Here is a 20,377-nt window from a genome sequence, read left to right as displayed (position 1 = left end):
TCACGCGGCCGCCGCACCTTTCTCAATCACGCGGCTGATCGTGAGTTTGGCGGGCTGAAGACGGCCATCGTCCGACACCCAGCCTGGTTCGCTGATAAGTTTTTCGCACGCGATCCCCAGAGCGGGAAAGCTCAGTCCCATGGAATGGGCGAGCGCTACCCGGTCCCCGGGTTTCGGATTGAGACCGCAGCAGACATCGCGCGTCCCCATCTTCAGATGATGGGCAATGTCCCATTCCAGCACGACACCGTTGTGCCGCGTGACCACCCAGCAATGCGCGTCTTCGCAGCACCCGTCCTTCTCCTGCGGGAAGAAGTAGCCGGTCAGGTAACCCGCCTCGTAGCCTGCTGCACGCAGGGATGCGATCAGGTAGGTGTTGATGTCGACACAGGACCCCTCGGTGAGACCGCAGGAAAGATAGGGCACCTCGTCACAACCGTCGTTGAAGCGCACATCCGCATGCCCGTAGCGAAATTTCTCGGCGCAGGAATTCACAAGCGCTTGGATCGCGGCGTGACCGTCCGGCTGCGTCTCGGCAATGTTGATCGCGTCGAAGACAAGCGCTTCGGCAGCCTGCGTGTACCGGTTCCTGTGCGGCGCGAAGATGCTGTTGGGGTAACCGGGGCCACCTTCCACGTAGCTGTAACGCACCTCTACTTGCCGCCCCGGCTCCGGTGTAACGACCGCAACGATCTGTCCGGTCGTCGTTTCACCGGTCAGGGAGAACGCTCCCCCGGCGACGTCGAAGTGAACGGGCATCTGGTGCGGGGTTGGCAGGCCAACCGGAACAAGAAGCATGCGGCTTGCGTCTTTGTGCGGGTCAACGGTAACAGATACCTGCGTCTGCATCGTGCGGTCCTCAGATTGCGAGCTGGAAGATCAGGCCGGACAGAACCGCCCCGACAAAACCAAGTCCCAGATAGGTCGCAAAGACCTGCGGCTTGACCAGCGACCAGACAGCGGCCATGGCGGGGATCGAACTGACCGCTCCGGCGATCATGAAGGCCATGGCAGCGCCTGCGCTCATGCCCTGTTCCATCAGACCTGCGAGCAGTGGCGGCGCGACGTAGCTGTTGAGATAGGCCGGCATGCCGACCAGTGCGGATATGGCAATCGACCCGATACCCTCACCACCGACAACACCCGCGATCAGGTTGGCCGGAACATAGGTGACAAGCGCGGCTTCAAGCACATAGGCGAGCGCCAGCCACTTCACCAGGAAAAACGCATTGACCTTCAGTTCGCTGACGAATTTCTTGCTGCGCTCGGTTTCGCTCCAGAATTTCCAGACAGGTTTGCCGGTCAGCGGTGACGCGCCGCATCCGCAACCGCTTGCCGAAGAGCCGATCTTGACCGGGTTGGAGAAAGCGCCCGTTTTCAAAAGCACGGACACGAGGAAACCACCGAAGAGCCCGAGAGCAACCGCGAAAATCGCCTTGCCGATGGCAAATGACCAGCCGAGCGCACCGGCCGTGATCAACAGCGTTGGCGGATCGATCAGCGGCGAAGACAGCCAGAAGGCCATGATCGCGGACAGCGGCGCACCGACGGCCAGCAACCCTGCGATGAAGGGAATGACCTCGCATGAACAAAAGGGTGCCAGCCCGCCAAAGAGGGCAGCCAGCACGATGGCCTGTGTCTCGCGCCCCTCGAAGGCACGTGCGACATAGGATTCGGCTCCCGCTGCCTTCAGCCACGCGATCAGCGCGACGGCGAAAGCAATATAGGGAAGCGTGCCCAGGAACGCCTTGACCGCAAAACTCACGAAAGGAACGAATTGCACCTGGTCCGTCAGCAGAACAAGCAGCGGGCCGCCGACGACGATTGTCCAGGTCGAAAGGAGGTACTCCCGGCCCGGAAACGACTTCCAGCTCCATTTCGCTTTCTGCGGCGCACTGCTTTCGGCTTTCGCTCCGCAGCAGCCCGTGGCCCCGCCGTCCTGGTCAAGCTCTATGCGATCAATCGTATCCGACATCTGCCTTAATCCTTGTCGCAGGCGCTCGTCACCTGAATCTGAAAATCGACTCATTTTGCAGCTCGCTTCGAACGAACTTCAGATTCAAGAAGGTGACTAGCAAGTCTATGTTTCTAGTGCGGTTTACGAATTTGAAGTTCGCATCATTGCTTCTGCAGTCTCCGAAGCGAACTTCAAATTCGCCGCGCTAGCGCACGCCTTCGTCTACACAGCATTCCTTGAGGATGTACCCGGCGAGCCCTTCCAGATGATCGAACGCCGCACGATTGACCACCGACCGGCCATCCTTTTCCTGGAGAACCAGACCTGCGGAAGACAGAAACTTGAGATGGTGCGCGAGCGTCGACGCGGCCATACCGGTCCGGGTCTGGATATCCCCGACGGTCAATCCGTTCCGCCCCGCCTTCACAAGCGTCAGCACCACCTGAAGCCGGGCCTCCGAGCCAAGCGCCGCAAAACCCTGTGCAACTTCTTCCAGATCCATTTTCGTCATCCAATATAACTATATTTCTAGTTATATAGTTTTAATTGCCGTGTCAAGCCCTGCGGCCGCGATATGGGCAGCCGCACACCCACGGCTCTTCTGCCAGGGCATCGGGCAAGAGACTGCAATCCGGACGCTGAATCTTGGACCGGAATTCAAGAACAGGCGCCGCGCCGGTCTCACTCGATTTCGATGATAAACGACCGCACCCGGCCGCCTTGACCTATGTCGTTCCAGACCGGCGCCGGTTGAACTTTCCCAGACGCTCCTCGATAAGGCGCATTGTTATAGAAGATGGCGTGATGCTCGCGGTTCGCGTAGTTGTCCGGGTTTGAACCCTTCCAGTTCGTGTATTCGAGCGGCTCACCCGTAACCCAGACCCAACCGCCTGCCGGCTCGCGCGAACCGGGTTTCTGGTACAGTCCAATGTTCGGACCGATTGCTTCCGTAAGTCTGGTGTCGACATGCGCCTTGACCCAGAAGCGGTCATCGCCCCGGACGAGGTCATAGACAAAGTCGTTTTCCCGCCTCGAGGTGATCGTCACCAGATGTCCGCCGGCGCGTTCAGAAAGCGCCACCGCATCGTCCCATGTCACGAAGCTCCAGCTCAACACGGCGATGTAGATACGGCCTTCGAAGAACCCATAGATCAACTCCTTGCCGGCAAGCTCTTCAAGTGCTTTCAGCAACCGCTTGTCGTTTTCGACTTTGGCGATCAGGTCGGGGTCGTAACGGCGCGCATCGCGCGACGACACCACCGGTCCTTCGGACTTTTCTGTTCCCGAAAGTGACAGACCGAGCGCCTCGGCGGTGGCTTGCGACACCACGCCTGTCGAAGGCATCCTGAGTGCCTGCTGGTAGTTGGAAATGGCGAGCCGCGTGCGTCGGCCCATGACGCCGTCCACGGGACCGGCATCATACCCGAGACCGTTGAGCGCGGCCTGAACCTTTCTCTTGTCTTCTGCTGACAAGCCCAACCGGGTTTCTATATCGTCGGCCGTCGTCTGTTCGACCGCCTGCGGACCGAGTTCCGCGACCGCGACACCCGCCTGGCTGGCGATTTGCTCCGCTTGCAGGGTTTCCCGCGCAGTCAGCGCCATCTCCCGCATGAAGCCGTTGGGGTATCGTTCCAGAAAAATGTTCCAGGCGCGCAGGCTGTTCAGGTCGGACGCGGCCGCAAACAGGGCCTGCTCCTGCTGCATCAGCAAGGCGTTGCCGGCGCCACCCTCACCCAGTTTCAGGTAGATCTCATCCGTCAGATCATTCGTGACCATGGGGACCTGCAGATCCTTGGTGTCCGCCTTCACGTCCCTGATCACGCGCTTCATCAGGCTGAGCACCTCAAGGTTTTCGGTTGGAAAGTGCCGCGCAAGAGCCAATGCGAACGGGGAGTTTTCGCCTTTGCCGTCATAGGCCACTTGTCCGGGGCTGGCGGAAAACGTGATCATGCTGCCCTGAAACGAGTTCTGCAGCGCAGCCAATCCTCGGCTGACCATGGCCCGGGTTTGAGAAAAATTCTCGGTATAAAACCGATTGGCGATGGGATTGTTGCGGCAGGCATCGACAAAGACCAGTGCCGCGCGGGAATTTCGCTCAAGAAGCCGCACGATCTTGTCGAGCTCCAGTGCCTCGCCCTCGATATCGAATTCCGTCTGCAATTCGGCGTCCGTGCCGATCAGGTAATTCCTGCCCTCATACTGCATGCCGTGTCCGGCGAAATAGAAAAGCGTGACATCAGCGTCGCTTGTCTCGCGCAGGAAAGCAGACAGCTCCCGCCCGATTTGCTCGCGGTTCAAGTCCGTTCGTTGGGTAACCTCGAAGCCAAGGTCAGAAAGTGTTTCGGCGATCAGGATGGTGTCGCGGACCGGATTTGCGAGAGGCGGCGCATGTTCGTAATTCGAGTTGCCGACAAGAAAGGCGACGCGTTTTTCCGCTAAGGCAGGCGTGGCCAGAATTAGGAACAGAACAAACAAAAGGCGCAATTCGAAAAATCCCACATGAAGTAATCACGCGTAGAATAGGGTTGTTTTCAAACAAACGTCAATTTTGAACGGCAATCTGTGCAGCCGGCATTTCAGATCAACTAGGCATGCGTCTGCTCTTCTGGTGTCTTTGCGATCACGATCGCATCGCGGATCACATGGGCCGAGAAGGGGCGCATCCGTGTGGCGACCGAGGCAGGCTGCATATTTAAGATCGACACAACCTGCCTGCGCGATCACCGGCGAAGCCTATTTTCGTGCGGAGACCGGTCTCGTGCCCCTGCGAAACCTGTTTCCCCGCGTTTCGGACGGCAATTCGCCGAACAGCTTGTGATAATATTTGCTGAACCGGCTCCACTCCCAGAACCCCTCTTCAGCTGCAATGTCACCGATACTGTCGTTGATCCTGCTTCCGTCGATGAGCTTCTGTCTTGCGCTGTTCAGCCTTATGATCCGCGCATAAGTCGCGGGACCCATGTTCACGTTGGACTTGAAAACATTTTCGAGAGTTCGCCTTGAACTCAGGGATTCCAGTGTCTGGAAGGTCTCCGGTGCCAGGCCGGGTTGCATGCTCACCAGAAGCGCATCACGCGCCGAAGCGAACCTCTCGAACGACCGTGTACTTCTGAGCAAGTCCGGTGACTGTGAGGACAGCCATTCGAAAGAAAGTGCATTCGCGAGGCTCGAGATTGCGAGATCGCCCAGCACGTGTTGATCACCCTTGTCCCGCAATGCCGCGGCACACTCGATCAGCACCTGCGTGTCCTGTCTCAAGCGTGCTGTGAGATTTGCCGATCTTATGAACTCGCTGCGGCGATCTCGGGTCGCCAGCCATTCCGCAACATCGGGCATCAGAGCTTCGTGGCTCAAGAGCGCACTTGCGTCGACTGCAAACAAGGCAATTGCTCCACCGGGCCGAAACACTTCGAAACAATCGGAACCGGATGGCGAAATCCGCAGGATGTCGGCCCCCAAATCCGTTCCGTCGACAATCAGCGACGACTGCGGCCTGAGACCGAAAGAGAAAAGGAAAGAACCGGGAGGAATGTTACCGTCGACTTCGATCACCTGACTGTGGTCTTCGATCATCACGAGCAGACGGCCAAAGTCGAGTATCTGCACCTTGGATCTACAGTGTCCGTCGCCCAGTTGAGAGACACTGATGGACGCACCGGGCTTTTCCAGGAATTCGATACAGTCTTCCATACTGCTCGACGTGAAGAGCGAGAAATTGAAATTTGTTTCTATTGCTTGCTCTGGCAGAAACCACCACGCCATTCTCTGCGCTCCACTCCCTTATCGACGCATCTCATATGACTTAAATTAATCAATACTGTCGTTTTTAACAAACAAAGAAATGAAAGTACGCTCAAGATTTTGATTATCGTCATTTTTACTGATGCAAAAAACTGATGAATTCGACCAAGGTTGCTTGTGAATTCTATACGCCCTCTCCTTTTGTCTCTAGAGCGGTGCAACTTGTTGCGGCAAACTGGGCCTGGGCCGGAGATTGATCACGGGCATGGAGCCAAAACGAAAAAACGGCCCCGGAAGGACCGTTTTCGTGCTTCATCGATACGCGCGCCAAGCGGCTTGGTTTCAGCCGGCAATCATTCCCTCCACCGCTTTCACGAGTTCTTCGTTCTTTCGCTCATCCAGGCCATCGGGATGCGGGTTAGAAAAACGGCCGCTGTCATTGTCGAAATACTTCCCGCTCGCAGATGCAAACGCGTCCGAGAGTGCTGCCCGCAGCAGGATGTCGACGCCGATGGACAGATCGTTTCCGGCCACACCGAAGCCTTCCTTGACCATCTTGCTGGCGAGCAGCGAGCCGGGATTGACCGCGACGATCACGGGTCCGTTTGTACCAAGCTGCCCGGCAAGATGCCGTGACCACATGGTCAGGGCCAGTTTGCTTTGGGCGTAGGCGTCCATGGCTGACAGGCGCACCTTGCCGGCGAGCGCTTCGAGGCTGACTGGCGCCTGGGCCGCCGACGACAGGTTGACCACACGGCTTGACGCATCCATCAGCGGCAACAGCCGTTTTGTCAGCAAAACAGGTGCCAGGAGGTTTACCACGAACCGGATATCGAGGCCGTCTTCCGTAACTTCGTTTGCCGTGCGGAGGATGCCTGCATTGTTGATCAGTGCATCGAGCTTCGAGTGCTTGGCTGTAACCTCATCGGCGAGCTTTGCCACATCGCCAAGCCTTGAAAAATCCGCCTGGTAAGTGTCGACGTCGCCACCGCCGGTAGTTGCCATCACGGTTTTTCTCGCCGCAGCAAGCTTTTGGGCGTTGCGCCCGTGCAGAAGCACGGTGTGACCCTGTGCGTGCAGCCCCTTGGCCAACTCGAGCCCGATCCCGTCGGTCGATCCGGTCACCAGAATTGTCTTGCTCATCATGTTCTTCCTTACTGTGCGAAATCGGCGACGATTGCGTCGGAAAGCCGTTTCAGGGTTGTCTCGACATCCACCTCGTTGAAGCGCAGGTTGAGGGCGACGTGATTGAGACCGATCGCTTCGAGCGACTTCAGATACGCGCGCAGATGATTGACGCCCAGCCGGAACCCGAGATGGATGGGCCGCGGCGCAGCGTCCGCTTCTTCAGCAAGATCGACGTAGAGCGGTTGCATGACCGGCTTGTCGAAGGCGTCAAGCGTCTGAACATTCCGACGGTAATCCCGGATGACCTGCTCCTGGGCCTGCATGTTGCGAGGATAGGTCATCCAGCCGTCGCCGTTTGCCGCGATCCAGTCCGGGGCTTGCTGACTGCCACCGGTAATCAGCATCGGCAACTTGCCTGCGGACGGTTTCGGCAGCATGTCCATGCCCGGCTCCGGTGCGCCATGTGCATTCGAGAATTGCGGCCGGGTCTCGGCCATCTTCCGGATATAGTCAAAACTCTCCCGGAAGCGCGCACCTCTGTCCGCGAACGACATGTTGAGCGCCGGGTACTCTTCGGGCCTGTCTCCGGAAGCAACGCCGAGAAGCAGGCGGCCGCCTGACAGAACGTCGGCGCTGGCGGCTGCCTTGGCGACATGGGCCGGATGGCGCAGCGGCAGAATAATGCTGGCCACACCGAGGCCGATCCGCTCCGTTCCAGCCGCAAGATAGCCCAGGTAGACGAACGGATCGAACATCTGACCGGCATCTCCGAAAGACGGAACATTGAAAGGCACGTCGCGCAGCCAGACAGACGAGAACCCGAGTTCTTCCGCAAGCTGCACGCGTTCAAGATGCCGGTTCATTTCGGGAACCGCACCCATGCCATAGTTTTCAAGCGGCACAACCAGTCCTAACGACAACCGGCCGGGCTTGAAGACGGTATTGTAAGCCCGGTTTATCTCTTCAAAACCGGTCTTGTCCAAACGATTGAGCATCTTGCCCCCGCTGCGCTGGAAGCCTCACGTATATCGATTTGCTTCGAGCTGAACCATGACTGTCATCTCACCGTCGCACGGGGTCGCAAGACGGTTTCACTTTCCCGCGCCTTCAAGCCAGGTCGTCTTTTCCCTCGATCAGAAAATGAAAACTGTTCGACCCTTCCGTACGGGCCTTCAGATAGGGAGCGTATTCCGCGTCCTTCATGAAATTCAATGCCGCTTCCCTGGACGGCCACTCGATCACGATGCGCAGAGCGGCCGCGTCTTCGGAGCCTTCCACCTGCTCGTGAGACGCGGTCCGCGCCAGGTATTTGCCGCCATGCTGGGCAACCAGCCTGTTTGCCGGACCGATATAGCCGGGAATCCAGTCTTCCGCCGTTGGTGTCACGGCAAGCACGGAATAATACGCCATTTCAATTGATCCTCGATCTGTTCTGACTGCACGTCCTGCAGCCTCAACGAACAAATAAAGATCTTGATTTTCAGTATAAATAGGAGATTTAAGATTACATAATTCGTATTTCGGATATAATTGCATGGACACCGACAGCTTGCGGCTCTTCGTTCGGGCCGCGGAAAAACTGAACATCAGCGCAGCCGGACGCGAACTCGGCATGCAGCCTGCCGTCGCCAGCAACCGTCTGGCCAAACTGGAACAAAGCCTCGGCTCGGATCTGATGCACCGCTCGACGCGCAAGGTGGCACTGTCTGTCGAAGGTTCGGAGTTTTTGCCCTTCGCCCGGGAGATACTTGCGCAGGAGGATGCCGCAAGAGCTGCGCTCGGCCTGTCCAGTCCACAGGTCAGCGGCCTCCTGCGATTTGCGGCCTCGAGCACATTTGCGCAGCTCTATATCGTTCCGTTGATACCGGAGTTCCTGGCGCGATACCCGGAAATCAAGCTCGACCTCAAGCTCTCCGACACAAGATTTGACTTGATCGAGGGAAGTTACGATCTGGCATTGCGAAACTCCGCGCTCGAAGACAGCAGCCTCAAACTCCGCAAGCTCGCTGACGATACCCGCATTCTGTGTGCGTCACCGGGCTATCTGGACCGTCACGGCTATCCCGAAGCTCCCGCCGATCTCCTGCAGCACCAGCTCATCGCCTTTCAGGATCTGACCCCAAAACCATTGATCGGGCCGGGCCGCACGGCGGAATACTTCGATCCGCGCGCATCCGCGAGCCGTCTGGTCATGGACGACGGCCGGTCCTTGAAACTCGCCACGATCGCCGGCGCCGGCATTTCGATGAACTCCCTCTGGAACACGCATGCCGAGTTGAAAGCCGGAACGCTGATCAGGGTCCTGCCGGACTTCGCAGTCGACGACCGGTCAGTGCTCTGGCTCGTCTATCCGAAATCGAATGTCCTGACAGCGAAAGTCAGGGTCTTCATCGACTTCCTCCTGGAAAAGATCGGCAAGGCCCCCGCCTGGATTGACGACTGATGCAGGACTGCAGTCAGTTGCAACAGGCGGATTGAGACGCACCGCAGCACGCACTCACATCTGCGCTGGTGAGATCCAGCGCCGGTTTGCAATGGGCCCGCACCTCGCTCAAGCGGATCGCCACGGCACCGTCACCGAGTACCGGCTCCGACAGGCAATAGATCCGCATGCCCCTGTTTTCATGGGCAAACTCCACCTGTAGCGGGCTATCGCCGAGTCCCTTCAGGCTGGCAATGCTCTGCGCAAGGATCGCGTTGAACTTTCCAAGTTGCATATGGCTGCCGCCATGCCCGTCAAGCAATTGCAATCCGGCTTCGGTCCACGAAGCAAGCCGGCCTCCACAATCGATGCTGTTGACCTCGGCAAGTTTCAGTTCGGTCACATGGTATCCCTCACCGATTGCACCGTCCCCGGTCCGGAAGATCAGGGGCAATTCGGCAGGCATTTTCTCCAGTGCATCCAGAAGCGACAGTGGTGTCATGGCGGCAACCTTTCATTTCAAACTTTGTTGAAATATAGTTCAATCACAATTCAGAAAACATTTCAAGAAAGTTTGAAATATGAACGAAACTGATGCCCTGGTCGCATTTGCGTCCATGTCCAGCGCGACACGTCTGCGCATTTTCAAACGGCTGGTCGAAGCAGGCAGTAACGGGCTGACGGCAGGCGAAATCGCCGGCAGTGTCGGCGCGACGCCGTCAAGAACGTCGTTTCACCTGTCCAACATGTCGGACGCGGGTCTGGTGACTTCAAGCAGGCAGGCCCGGCAGATCACTTACCGGATCGACTTCGCGACGATCGGAGCTTTGATGCGCTACCTCCTGGAGGACTGCTGCAAGAACAACGCGACTGTCAGGGCATGTTGCCTGCCGGGCGGCAACTGCTGACCCGCCAGACATCGTGCCTAGAAACGCTCAACATGCGGGCGCAGTTCAATTTCATTGGTCCAGACGCTCCGGTGCTGACGCGTCATTTCAAGATATGTCCGCGCGATTTCATCAGGATTCAGCGTCTTCTCCGGGTCGTCATAGGGCGCACCGCGCCCCGGGCTGTGAATGGCGCCGTCAATGACAAAATGGACCACATGAATGTTCTTCGGGTGAAGCTCGCGGGCCAATGACTGGCAAAGCCCCCGCAAGGCGAATTTGCCCATCGCGAACGCCGCCGATTGCGGAAACCCCTTGATCCCGGCGGACGCTCCTGTGAACAGCATTGTGCCGGCGCTCTTTGGAACCATGCGTTTCGCCGCTTCGTGGGCGACAAGAAAGGCACCCCAGGCCGTGACATCCAGGGCAGCACGGACCTTGTCCGGATCGAGCTGCTCGATCGGTCCCTTTGTCCGGCCACTGGGGTTATAGGCGACCACATCGGGGGTCGCTCCGTCATCGTCGAGGGCCTGAAACAGACGCTCGACACTGGCCTGGCTGGAGGCGTCGCAGCCATAAGCCCCCGCACCGGTTTCCCGGCACAGATCTTCCAATTTGTCCGGATTGCGTGCCGCCAGATTGACCCGATAGCCGTCCTGAGAAAAGAAACGTGCGAGCGAAGCACTCAGCCCCTCTCCCGCACCGACGATCAACACACTCTTTGTCATGAACCTTCCCCTGGTATCCAACTCAAGCTTTTACTTGGGTATCGGACCCGGACTTGCCCAGTAAAGAGCGTGTGTATTTCATACCTCGACCTCCGGACAGCTGTCTTCGCCGGAAGAAACTGTGTCGCACAAGCACCCGCTCGAAGCCGGCCGGGGCTTTTCAGCCCGCGTCGATCGGTCGGCTGAAGCCGTGGGACAGCACTGGGGCTACCTTCATCTCCGGGAGATCGGCTACCAGGCACCCATCGACATGATCGATGATGATCGGGTCTGGCGCCCGGCTGGGTTGACCGACCTCAACCTGGAAATCAGGGAGAAAGGACTGAAAGGCGCTCAGCTTTCACCGGAGACGTCGCCGGAGCTGATTTCATCAAGCACCTGAACCTGATCGATCCAGTTCTGGAGATTGTAGTAGGTGGTGATGCGCGCGATCTTTCCGTCCCGGATTTCAAAGAAACTGCCTGCCGGAAGATCGTAGGTCTGCCCATTGGCGGGCGGCAGGCCCTCATCGGTGCCGATATAGGTGCCATGCACGATGAACTCCGCAGCCGCGCGGGTTCCTTCCTCGTTGACGAAAAGGACGATATCCGAAAGCCGTTCCTTGTAGCAGCGAGTCATGTGCACGTTGAAGGACCAGAACTTGTCCTTGCCAATGCGACGCTCCCCTTGATTGACATCGTGCACGAGATCTTCGGCAACGAGGCTCTCCATCTTCTTGGTATCACCGGCATTGAAGGCGGCGAAATAGGTGTCGATCAGAAAGCGGGATTGCTTGTTTGGCATAACGTCTCGCACAGATTGGATTGCAGCTGGACGGCGAGTTTGCACGCGACACGAATGTCGTGCAAGGGAAACACAACATTCGGGTTTACAATGCCTTCTCGCCCTCGGCGGAGCATACCGGCAGCTGCCGGGAACGCGCGTCTCGCCGCTTAGGCGAACCGGATCGCGAACCCATTTGCTCCGAATTGAGCCGAATATCCCAATCCGCAAAAGTGTGACGTAGCGGCATTGACGGATTCGCAGCGAGACACGAATGTAAGGGCAGTATTTTTTTAAAGGACTATCTGACCCATGGGAATGCCAGCCGCCCGCGTGACCGATATGACCGCCTGCCCGATGGCGACACCGGCCGTCATCCCGGTACCCCATGTCGGCGGTCCGATCGCCCCGCCGTGCTGCCTCACTGTCCACACGGGCGGTCTGCCCCAGGCCCGGGTGACGGACATGGCAATCTGTGCGGCCGGCCCGCCGGCACAAATTATCACGGGTTCACCGACCGTGCTTGTGGGCGGGATGCCGGCGGCCCGTATAACCGACAAGACCAGCCACGGCGGCATGATCATCACCGGCTTTCCCACCGTACTTATCGGAACTGCCAGCGGTGGTGGCGGCGGCGCTGGCGGCGGCGGAGCTGGTGCTTCGGGCGGCGCGCCGTCTGCAGGAGCCGGTGGCTCAGCAGCAGCTGGCGGTGCAGGCAATCCGGCGTCACCGGCCACACATCAGCAAAGCGCACTGGACAACTTCAGTGCGCAGGAGCAATCGAATTCCTGCGTCGTGGCGACATCGCGCAACATGATCAGATATTACACCGGTGTGGATGTTCCAGAATCCCAGCTGCGTGACGAAATGCGCCAGATCATGGGAAGGCCGAACCACAATTTTGAAACCCAGCCTATCAACCCGGCGCATGCGGAGCAGCTTCTTGAGAACCACGGTGTTCCAAGCACTGTCCGTAACAACCAGTCACTCGACGACATCGAAAACCTGACATCGAATGGCGACCCGGTCATGGTGGGTTTCCGCAATCCCGGGCACCGGGTTGCTGTGTCGGGTGTGGAAACCGATGCGAACGGGGACCGGACATTTGTTGTTATGGACCCCGCGTCCTCCTACAATGGCCAACCACGCCGGATGAGCGAAAGTGACTTCAACAATCGCTACAATCCGAATGCCATCGTTATTGACCCGGACTGACCATGTCCGCCCTTCGCCTTTTGTCCCTGTTTGCGATTCTGATCGGATTGACGGCCATGTCCCCACAAGATCTTCCACCGACACTCATCGGGGAGCTCAAAAAGTACAATATCGCCTTTACAAACGATCTGTTCGCTCGAGACTGGACAGGCAATGTGGAGATCTATCAGCCGGGCAAGCTTTTCTGGGTTGTCGATCCGGCTTCAAGCGAATCCCGGGTGTTTGCAAGCGCCGGCAACGGGGTCTGGAAGCCATTGAACCGGCCGCCCGATACGGCCATGCTGAACCGGGATCTGATCAAACCGGATCTGGCTGCACCCGAAACGCCCGAGATCGTCACTCAACGCCTTACGGCACTTCTGTTTGATCCCCGCGTCATTCTTTGTGAACCGGGGTTTGCCGGTTGGTCTGACAAGATACTGCAAACCTATCTCGTTGCCGGCGGACAGCCGCTAGAGACACTCCGCACTGTCTGCCAGGTTCAGCCGACCTTGATGACGCGCGACAACCAGTGGATCGCCAGAGCCCGTGTCATGGACTGGCGCGGTGCGATCGTCGACGTCGAGTTCACCGGTTCCATCGATCCTTTTCTGGTTGAAAACACCAGCGCGGTGGAAACAATGCCTGCCGGGTCTTTCAATTTTGCGGAGGAATTCTGAGGACGCGCATCCGCCTGTTGGACGGACAAGTCGGCGCACTGCCAGAGCGAAAGGCTCTCGACAATCCCTAGAAGCTTGACAGTCCGCGGGCAAGCCATTGGGATCGTGGGATCTCTTCCCCGATCTTGAAGCTGAACCGTTCGACCCGCGTTACACCTGCATTCGTCTCACATCTGAAAGCGATATCAAACCAGCGCCCGAGACTGCGAAAGGCCACGCGTTGGTATTCGAGCACCGTTCCTCCGCGCGCACGCGCACGCGGCAGCGCTTCGGGCGGCACAGGGCTGACTGCGGTCAGCTGCGCATCAAGCTCGGTAATACAGAGCAGGCTCAACCGCTCCCCTTCCGTGAGGCCACGCATTCTGGATGTGATGCGCGGATTGTTGGCAGAATAGATCTGCCGCGCCTGAATGTGGCCCGGACGGCGCACCGTTCCGGCAGAGGACGACCCCGACGAAGCCGGCGGCGTCGCACGGGCGACCTGACGCGCGGGTTTTGGCGCAGGCGGTGCTGCGCTGATGATCGGGCCCACCGTGCCAAAATCATCCGGTGCAATCTCGTCCGCGTTGCCGACATCCGCAGCGGCATCCGTTCCGGCTTCCGCCAGTTCCACCGGTTTCGGCTGCGGTTCGGGCGTGACATCCGTCTCCGTTTCACTGACGGGACCTGCAAGGGGGTCGAAGTCGTCCGCGACCTCGGTTTCCGAGGGAGCGTCTGGTGTGGTTTCTTCTGCTTCCGCGATCTCTTCTTCAGAAGCCTCTTGTTCTGGCAGCTCTTCTTCTGGAACATCTGCCTCGGCAACATCTTCTTCGGTGGCCGGTTCGTCGGCCGGCTCGGAGGTCACCACCTCTTCGCTCACGTCTTCCGCCGCTTCCTCGGCGACGTCCTCTGCAACGTCGCTGTCCTCCGTGCCGGCGTCAGCGATCTGCTCTGCCTCGTCCAAAGGCTCCGTCTCTTCTGTTTCCTGTGCGTCTTCGGCCTCTGCCACCTCTTCCTCCACGGGCTCTCGAAGTGGCTGCAGTTCCGTTTCCTGCGGTTCGGGTTCTTCCTCGGCGAATTCCTGAACCGCTTCCTGGATCGATGGAGGCGGCGGATCCTCCCTCACCTCTTCCTCTTCAGGAGCGGGCGCCGGTTCGGGTGGCGGCTCTTGAGCTTCCTCTTCTTCCGTTTCTTCTTGCTCGGGAGCCGGTTCCGGCGGCAGGTTTTCTTCCTGCTCGTCTTGTTCCTCCGGTTGTTCCTCGCTCTGGGGCTGGTCTTCTGCGGGCGTTTCCGCGGCGGCCTCCTCTTCTGCCGGGGCCGGCAATGTGATGATTTCCACCTCGACCGGTTCCTGGCCGGGCTCTGTCACATAGCCGGATATGTTGCCCAGAAGCACGAGAGCGAGCGCCCCGTGAAAGACGAGCGATGCCGCAAGTCCCCAGGTAAATGTCTGCCGGTCGTCTTTGGCCGTCTCGATCATCGGACGGTTCATATCTGCGATTATGGCCAAAAAAGCGCCCTCGACCGAAATTTCGCGATCACCATTTCTTCAAAAAGGGTCCTGATCGTAAACAAAAAACCCGGCATCAAAGCCGGGCTTTTCGCAATTCTCGTCAACTGGGCAGCGTCTTAGCTGTCCAAGAAGGAGCGCAGTTTGCGCGAACGGCTCGGGTGCTTGAGCTTGCGCAGCGCTTTCGCCTCGATCTGGCGGATCCGTTCGCGGGTCACCGAGAACTGCTGACCGACTTCTTCCAGTGTGTGGTCCGTGTTCATGCCGATACCGAAGCGCATTCTGAGGACACGTTCCTCGCGCGGCGTCAGCGAGGCCAGAACACGTGTCGTGGTTTCGCGCAGGTTCGACTGGATCGCCGCATCGATCGGCAGCACCGCGTTCTTGTCCTCGATGAAATCTCCGAGATGGGAATCTTCCTCGTCACCGATCGGGGTTTCGAGAGAGATCGGCTCCTTGGCGATTTTCAGAACCTTGCGGACCTTTTCCAGAGGCATCTGCAACTTTTCGGCAAGCTCTTCCGGAGTCGGTTCGCGACCGATCTCATGCAGCATCTGGCGCGATGTACGCACGATCTTGTTGATCGTCTCGATCATGTGCACCGGAATACGGATCGTCCGCGCCTGGTCCGCGATTGACCGGGTGATGGCCTGCCGGATCCACCAAGTTGCGTAGGTGGAGAACTTGTAACCGCGCCGGTACTCGAATTTGTCCACCGCCTTCATCAGGCCGATATTGCCTTCCTGAATGAGATCCAGGAATTGCAGGCCGCGGTTGGTGTACTTCTTGGCGATCGAGATCACGAGACGCAGGTTTGCCTCTACCATTTCCTTCTTGGCGATGCGTGCCTCGCGCTCGCCCTTTTGCACCATCGCGACGATGCGGCGAAACTCGGTGATCTCGAGACCGGTTTCGGTTGCAAGCGTCTGGATCTCCTGACGCAGCTCGCGGACGGTCTCTTTTTCCTTGGCGATGAAGTTCTTCCATCCGCGCGTCGACAGGTTGGCAACCTTGCGCAGCCAGTTCGGGTCCAGTTCCGCGCCCTGGTACTGTTTCAGGAAATCGGTGCGATCGACATTGTAGCTGTCGGCGAGGCGCAGCAGGCGGCCTTCGTAGCCCATCAGACGCTTGTTGATGTCGTAAAGCTGGGCAACCAGAGCATCGATACGGTTCTGATTGAGCGACAGGCTCTTCACATCGACGATGATGTCTTCTTTCAGCTTCTTGTAACGGCGCTCCTGGCTCGGCGACAGGGTCTTGTTGGCCAGCTTGTTCTCTACAAGCTGATCCTGCAGCCGGCGCAGTTTCTTGTAGTTGTCGGCAATGTTGTCGAATGTTTCCAGGACGCCCGGTTTCAGCTCGGCTTCCATCGCGGACAGGGAAACGTTGGATTCGAACTCGTCGTCGTCCTCGTCCTCGCCTTCACCTTCCGCGTTTTCGTTTTCCGTATCTTCGGATGCGCCTTCCGATGGCTTTTCCTCACTGGTCTCGCTCGGGGCAACATCGTCATTTGCCACCTGAGGTCCGGCCTTGGCATCCGGACCTGCATACGTTGCTTCCAGATCGATAATGTCGCGCAGGAGGACTTGGGCCTCGTTGAGCTCGTCGCGCCAGATGATGATGGCCTGGAACGTCAGCGGGCTTTCGCAAAGACCGGCAATCATCGCTTCGCGGCCAGCCTCGATGCGCTTGGCAATCGCAATCTCGCCTTCGCGCGACAGCAGCTCGACGGACCCCATTTCGCGCAGATACATGCGCACCGGATCGTCGGTCCTGTCCGCGGGCTCCTTGGTGTTGGTTGTTTTCGCGACGGCTGTCGTGGTCGTCGTGGCCACTTCGCCGCCATCGACTTCTTCCGGACCGTCCTCGGCTTCATCCGAATCGATCACGTTGATGCCCATATCGGACAGCATCGACATCGTGTCTTCGATCTTCTCGGAGGAAACCTGTTCGGAAGGCAGAACCTCGTTCAGCTCGTCATAGGTGACATAGCCGCGTTTTTTCGCGGCCTTGATCATCTTCTTGACGGCGGCGTCCGACAAATCGAGAAGCGGGCCGTCCGGGCCGTCCGTGCTTGCTTCCTGCGTTTCGTCTGCTTGCGTCGCTTTGGCTACCATATTGTGCTCCAGTTCGCGACCGCCGTGGTCGCGCAGCGCTCTATTACCGGTTTCAAACCAACCTGCCCTCTGCGCGCCGGCAGTGTCTGCGGCCGCGTCTGAAAGAATCAGTCATGTTCGGTTTGTAAGCCGTGTCCCTTAAGTCCCAATTAACCGTGCGCGTTTCGACATTGATATTTCTTGTGATCAATGCAGCACACAGCCTTTCATTGAGGCACGCGCGATTGCGCATGCCGAAGCGGTTTTCAAACGGGTCTGCAGCTTTTGTAGACTATTGCCGCGAGCAGGCTTGGGCTCCGGCGCTTGAATGCTGCAAAACCCTATTTAGCTCGGTGCGCACGATTCGCAAGTGTGATTCGTCATCGGTCAATCGGAAAATGCAGTTTTTTGGCGTCTCGCACACGTTTGGGGGCCTATCAAGCCCCTCCGAACCGACACTTCCATATGTCTTGTACATATGTCTTCACGTCTTGGCGGCAGGATTTCGTATCGTCGGCGAGCGCCGCTACTGCACTGCGGCCACAGGTGGTGCCGCTCTGATCTTCTTCGCCCGTTCGGCGAGATCCGCCTCATCGCGTGCGCACTCTTCCCGCCGGCGGCTCAGGTCCTGTGTCAGAGCCTGAATGCGTGCCCATGAATGCTCGTCCAACTGCTCATCCGCGCTTGCCAGTTCGCCGGAAAGTTCCTCTTCAAGCGCATTCAGTTCGAGCTGGTCTAGGAAATGCAGATAGGCCGCCTCGACGAAGTCTTCGGGCGGATTGGATTTAAGAAGCGGAAAACGGTGATTCAGAGCGGAGAATTCCGCCATACGCTGTTCCTGAAGACCAATCGTCTCCAGCATCATCTCGTTCATGATCTCGCGCAAAGGCTCGTCGAAAGAACTGGTCAGCTGTGCAATCGGCGCAGCTTCCAGGTCATCAATGATGCGGCAAAGGATATCACGCAGCTGGAGATGCAGAGCGTTGGTAAAGGGCAGTCCGGAAAACCGCTCAAAATTCCGGTCAAGCAAATGCGGAAATCGCATGCAAAGGCCGAGGACAAGGCGTTCCGTTCCGAAGGCATTGCTGGTTGCCACGCGCTCGCGTGCAAAGCCAAGGCCGGTGGCTGCATCCGGAGCCTTGTTGCCGCCCCGCCGGTTCTGACGCGCCTGTTCGAAAAACAGGTTGGACAGCTTGAACTTGAGGTCGAGCTGATAGCGCCGCCGCACCCGTTCATCGCGGATGGTGCCAATCAGATCGTCAAATCGTTTTTCCAGCGCGGCCTTGCGTTCGGGCGTGTCAATCCGCGAGACCGAAATCTCGCGTTCCCAGACCGCATCGAAAAGCGTCTGGGCCTTGCCAACCTCCTGCCGGAAGCCGTCCAGTCCCTTTTCGTTGACAAGGTCGTCTGGATCCATCCCGTCGGGCAGAAAGCAGAACTGAAACGAATACCCGCTGCGCAGGACCGGAAATATCCGGTCAATCGCGCGATGCGCAGCCGATACACCTGCCGCATCACCATCGAAACAGATCACCGGTTCAGGCGCAAATTTCCACAGCCGGACAACCTGGTCCTCCGTGAACGCCGTCCCCAGAGATGCCACGACATGGTGGATACCTGCCTGCCAGAGCGCAATGGCATCCAGGTAACCCTCCACCACGACCGCTTCCCCGGCCTTGAAGGCCGGTTCGCGGGCACGATGGGCATTGAACAGCATGACCCCCTTGTGAAACAGCGGGGTTTCCGGGGAATTGAGATATTTCGGCTGGCCGTCCGGCAACAAGGTTCTGCCCCCGAACGCCACCACGCGGCCCCTCTCGTCCTGGATCGGGATCATGAGGCGTCCGCGAAACCGGTCGTAGCCGGGACGACCGTCATCCGGGCGGATGACCAGCCCGGCTTCCACCATCGCGGCTTCCGGAATGTCCTTTCTCGCCAGATACGACTTCAGAGCATCCCTGCTGTCAGGTGCGTAGCCGAAGCGAAACTCCTTGAGCGTCTGCGGCATCAGCCCCCGCTTTGCGGTATAGGCTCTTGCCTGTTCACCGCGCGGCCCGGCGTATTCGTTCTGGAAAAACTGTGCCGCCATCTCGCAGATGTCGGCCAGCCCGGCCCGCTTCTTTTCCCGTTTCGCCGCCTGCGGGTCCGGTGCAGGCAGGGCAACACCGGCCTGCTCTGCCAGGCGTTCGACGGATTCCGGAAAGCTCAGGCCTTCGGTTTCGCACAGAAACGTAAAGTGATCGCCCGAGGCTCCGCAGCCGAAACACTTGTAGCGATTGCGCCGGTCATCGACGTGAAAACTGGGGCTCTTTTCCTGATGAAACGGGCAGCAGGCCCAGTAATCGCCCTTGCCCGGCTGCGTTTTGCGCCGGTCCCACGTGACGCGCCGGGCAACGATGTCCGACAGCGTCAGCCGGGCACGGATTTCATCGAGTAAACGCGGTTCAAAACGCATGTGCAGAACGAACAATCAGCTGTTTGCCTGGAGACCTCCGGCAGTCGCAACACCACTGCCGGGCCGGCCAGCAAAGATAGAATGAGTTGACCGGCAGCGCCAGTGCTTCGACCCGGCGGCGCCCATTTTCGGACAACCTGTTGACGATTGTTTGAAAACCATCAGGTTTCGAGGGGTCGAAAAACGGATGCCGCGCGAGCGGTGAACGCCTCAGTTCTCCGCGACATCATCCGCACTTTTGGAGGCATGATATCCGTTTGCTTCGCTTCGCAGCATTTCCTTCACGAAACACGACGCCTGGACAAAGTCCATTTTCCCGGGATACCGGCTCTTGAGTTCGCTCATGCAGCGTCCGATATCGCGCAGACCGTGGGCGTCGATATCCTTGACGGTTTCCTCGCACAAGGACCGGATTTCATCATCGCTCAATTGAACCGGAAGAAATTCCCGAATGATTTCCTGCTCGACCCGCTCCTGCTCGGCGAGATCGAGCTGACCGCTTGTCTCGAATTCATCGGCCGATGTCTCCCGTTGCCGGATCATCTTCTGAAGGATGTCGATGACTTCGGTTTCCCCGACGCCGTCCTTGCCGTTGTCACGGGCTGCCGCTTCCCTGTCTTTCACCGCTGTCTGGATCAGGCGAAGCGTCGCGCATCTGCGCTTGTCGCCGTCTTCCTGCGCCGATTTCAGCGCAGAACCGATTCTTTCGCGCAATTCGTCGCGCATGGTTCACCCTATCCCTGCCGCACTGAGCCCTCGGGCGGATTGACGCCCTTCCACATCTCTCAGTCAAGCCATTGAATTTTAACGATCTTTTTTCAAAGGATCAATATTGACG

General features: G+C 58.4%; 20 protein-coding genes. 5 read left to right on the top strand and 15 right to left on the bottom strand.

The window, feature by feature from the left end; translation table 11 throughout:
* From RDA78_RS15480 to RDA78_RS15445, 8 genes are all read right to left on the bottom strand, one after another.
* Positions 1–849, bottom strand: a complete 849-nt coding sequence (locus RDA78_RS15480; protein WP_434050723.1) for a transglutaminase-like domain-containing protein — start codon at positions 847–849, stop codon at positions 1–3.
* Between the two features lie 10 nt (positions 850–859).
* Complete coding sequence (locus tag RDA78_RS15475) at positions 860–1,975, bottom strand: permease (RefSeq protein ID WP_434050722.1); 1,116 nt, start codon at positions 1,973–1,975, stop codon at positions 860–862.
* Positions 1,976–2,162: 187 nt separating this feature from the next.
* A complete protein-coding gene (locus RDA78_RS15470) occupies positions 2,163–2,459 on the bottom strand; it encodes an ArsR/SmtB family transcription factor (RefSeq protein WP_434050721.1) in 297 nt (98 codons plus the stop codon).
* Positions 2,460–2,638: 179 nt separating this feature from the next.
* Positions 2,639–4,441 (bottom strand): caspase family protein, encoded by a 1,803-nt coding sequence (locus tag RDA78_RS15465; RefSeq protein ID WP_434050720.1) that lies wholly within the window; start codon positions 4,439–4,441, stop codon positions 2,639–2,641.
* A gap of 249 nt (positions 4,442–4,690) precedes the next feature.
* Positions 4,691–5,719, bottom strand: coding sequence for a helix-turn-helix domain-containing protein (locus tag RDA78_RS15460; protein ID WP_434050719.1), 1,029 nt, complete (start codon positions 5,717–5,719; stop codon positions 4,691–4,693).
* Between the two features lie 321 nt (positions 5,720–6,040).
* Complete coding sequence (locus RDA78_RS15455) at positions 6,041–6,841, bottom strand: SDR family NAD(P)-dependent oxidoreductase (RefSeq protein WP_434050718.1); 801 nt, start codon at positions 6,839–6,841, stop codon at positions 6,041–6,043.
* 11 nt (positions 6,842–6,852) lie between these two features.
* Positions 6,853–7,821 (bottom strand): LLM class oxidoreductase, encoded by a 969-nt coding sequence (locus RDA78_RS15450; protein ID WP_434050717.1) that lies wholly within the window; start codon positions 7,819–7,821, stop codon positions 6,853–6,855.
* Between the two features lie 112 nt (positions 7,822–7,933).
* Positions 7,934–8,236, bottom strand: a complete 303-nt coding sequence (locus RDA78_RS15445) for a DUF1330 domain-containing protein (RefSeq protein ID WP_434050716.1) — start codon at positions 8,234–8,236, stop codon at positions 7,934–7,936.
* Between the two features lie 124 nt (positions 8,237–8,360).
* Here RDA78_RS15445 and RDA78_RS15440 point away from each other — a divergent pair, with 124 nt between their 5' ends.
* A complete protein-coding gene (locus RDA78_RS15440) occupies positions 8,361–9,269 on the top strand; it encodes a LysR substrate-binding domain-containing protein (RefSeq protein ID WP_434050715.1) in 909 nt (302 codons plus the stop codon).
* Positions 9,270–9,282: 13 nt separating this feature from the next.
* Here the strand turns inward: RDA78_RS15440 and RDA78_RS15435 are convergent, their stop codons facing one another.
* The gene (locus RDA78_RS15435) at positions 9,283–9,750 is read right to left on the bottom strand and encodes a DUF6428 family protein (RefSeq protein ID WP_434050714.1); all 468 of its coding nucleotides are present in this window, start codon (positions 9,748–9,750) and stop codon (positions 9,283–9,285) included.
* A gap of 79 nt (positions 9,751–9,829) precedes the next feature.
* Between RDA78_RS15435 and RDA78_RS15430 the strand changes: the two genes are divergently transcribed.
* Positions 9,830–10,156, top strand: coding sequence for an ArsR/SmtB family transcription factor (locus RDA78_RS15430; protein ID WP_434050713.1), 327 nt, complete (start codon positions 9,830–9,832; stop codon positions 10,154–10,156).
* A 17-nt stretch (positions 10,157–10,173) separates the two neighbouring features.
* Here RDA78_RS15430 and RDA78_RS15425 read toward each other — a convergent pair whose 3' ends face one another.
* Positions 10,174–10,863: an SDR family NAD(P)-dependent oxidoreductase gene (locus RDA78_RS15425; RefSeq protein ID WP_434050712.1), complete on the bottom strand. Its 690-nt coding sequence runs from the start codon at positions 10,861–10,863 to the stop codon at positions 10,174–10,176.
* 121 nt (positions 10,864–10,984) lie between these two features.
* Between RDA78_RS15425 and RDA78_RS15420 the strand changes: the two genes are divergently transcribed.
* Positions 10,985–11,245, top strand: coding sequence for a hypothetical protein (locus RDA78_RS15420; RefSeq protein ID WP_434050711.1), 261 nt, complete (start codon positions 10,985–10,987; stop codon positions 11,243–11,245).
* Here RDA78_RS15420 and RDA78_RS15415 read toward each other — a convergent pair.
* Positions 11,197–11,646 (bottom strand): ketosteroid isomerase-related protein, encoded by a 450-nt coding sequence (locus tag RDA78_RS15415; protein WP_434050710.1) that lies wholly within the window; start codon positions 11,644–11,646, stop codon positions 11,197–11,199. The genes RDA78_RS15420 and RDA78_RS15415 overlap by 49 nt on opposite strands.
* Positions 11,647–11,937: 291 nt before the next feature.
* On the opposite strand from RDA78_RS15415, the gene RDA78_RS15410 reads away from it, so the two are divergent.
* Together RDA78_RS15410 and RDA78_RS15405 are read left to right on the top strand one after the other, a co-directional pair.
* On the top strand, positions 11,938–12,840 hold the full coding sequence (locus RDA78_RS15410) for a PAAR domain-containing protein (RefSeq protein ID WP_434050709.1): 903 nt from the start codon (positions 11,938–11,940) through the stop codon (positions 12,838–12,840).
* Positions 12,841–12,842: 2 nt separating this feature from the next.
* The gene (locus RDA78_RS15405) at positions 12,843–13,499 is read left to right on the top strand and encodes a hypothetical protein (RefSeq protein WP_434050708.1); all 657 of its coding nucleotides are present in this window, start codon (positions 12,843–12,845) and stop codon (positions 13,497–13,499) included.
* A 67-nt stretch (positions 13,500–13,566) separates the two neighbouring features.
* Here the strand turns inward: RDA78_RS15405 and RDA78_RS15400 are convergent, their stop codons facing one another.
* The 4 genes from RDA78_RS15400 to RDA78_RS15385 form a co-directional block, all read right to left on the bottom strand.
* Entirely contained in the window at positions 13,567–14,988 is a 1,422-nt protein-coding gene (locus RDA78_RS15400; protein ID WP_434050707.1) for a DUF930 domain-containing protein, read from the bottom strand.
* A gap of 119 nt (positions 14,989–15,107) precedes the next feature.
* The gene (gene rpoD / locus RDA78_RS15395; protein ID WP_434050706.1) at positions 15,108–17,105 is read right to left on the bottom strand and encodes an RNA polymerase sigma factor RpoD; all 1,998 of its coding nucleotides are present in this window, start codon (positions 17,103–17,105) and stop codon (positions 15,108–15,110) included.
* A 505-nt stretch (positions 17,106–17,610) separates the two neighbouring features.
* Complete coding sequence (gene dnaG / locus RDA78_RS15390; RefSeq protein WP_434050705.1) at positions 17,611–19,539, bottom strand: DNA primase; 1,929 nt, start codon at positions 19,537–19,539, stop codon at positions 17,611–17,613.
* A gap of 210 nt (positions 19,540–19,749) precedes the next feature.
* Positions 19,750–20,253: a GatB/YqeY domain-containing protein gene (locus RDA78_RS15385; RefSeq protein ID WP_434056154.1), complete on the bottom strand. Its 504-nt coding sequence runs from the start codon at positions 20,251–20,253 to the stop codon at positions 19,750–19,752.
* Positions 20,254–20,377 lie beyond the last annotated feature (124 nt).

Source organism: Roseibium sp. (genome assembly GCF_051016195.1).
In the GTDB taxonomy this organism is placed as follows: Bacteria; Pseudomonadota; Alphaproteobacteria; order Rhizobiales; family Stappiaceae; genus Roseibium.
The sequence above is the reverse complement of the archived record's forward strand: the minus strand, read 5'-3'. Positions and strand labels throughout refer to the sequence as shown.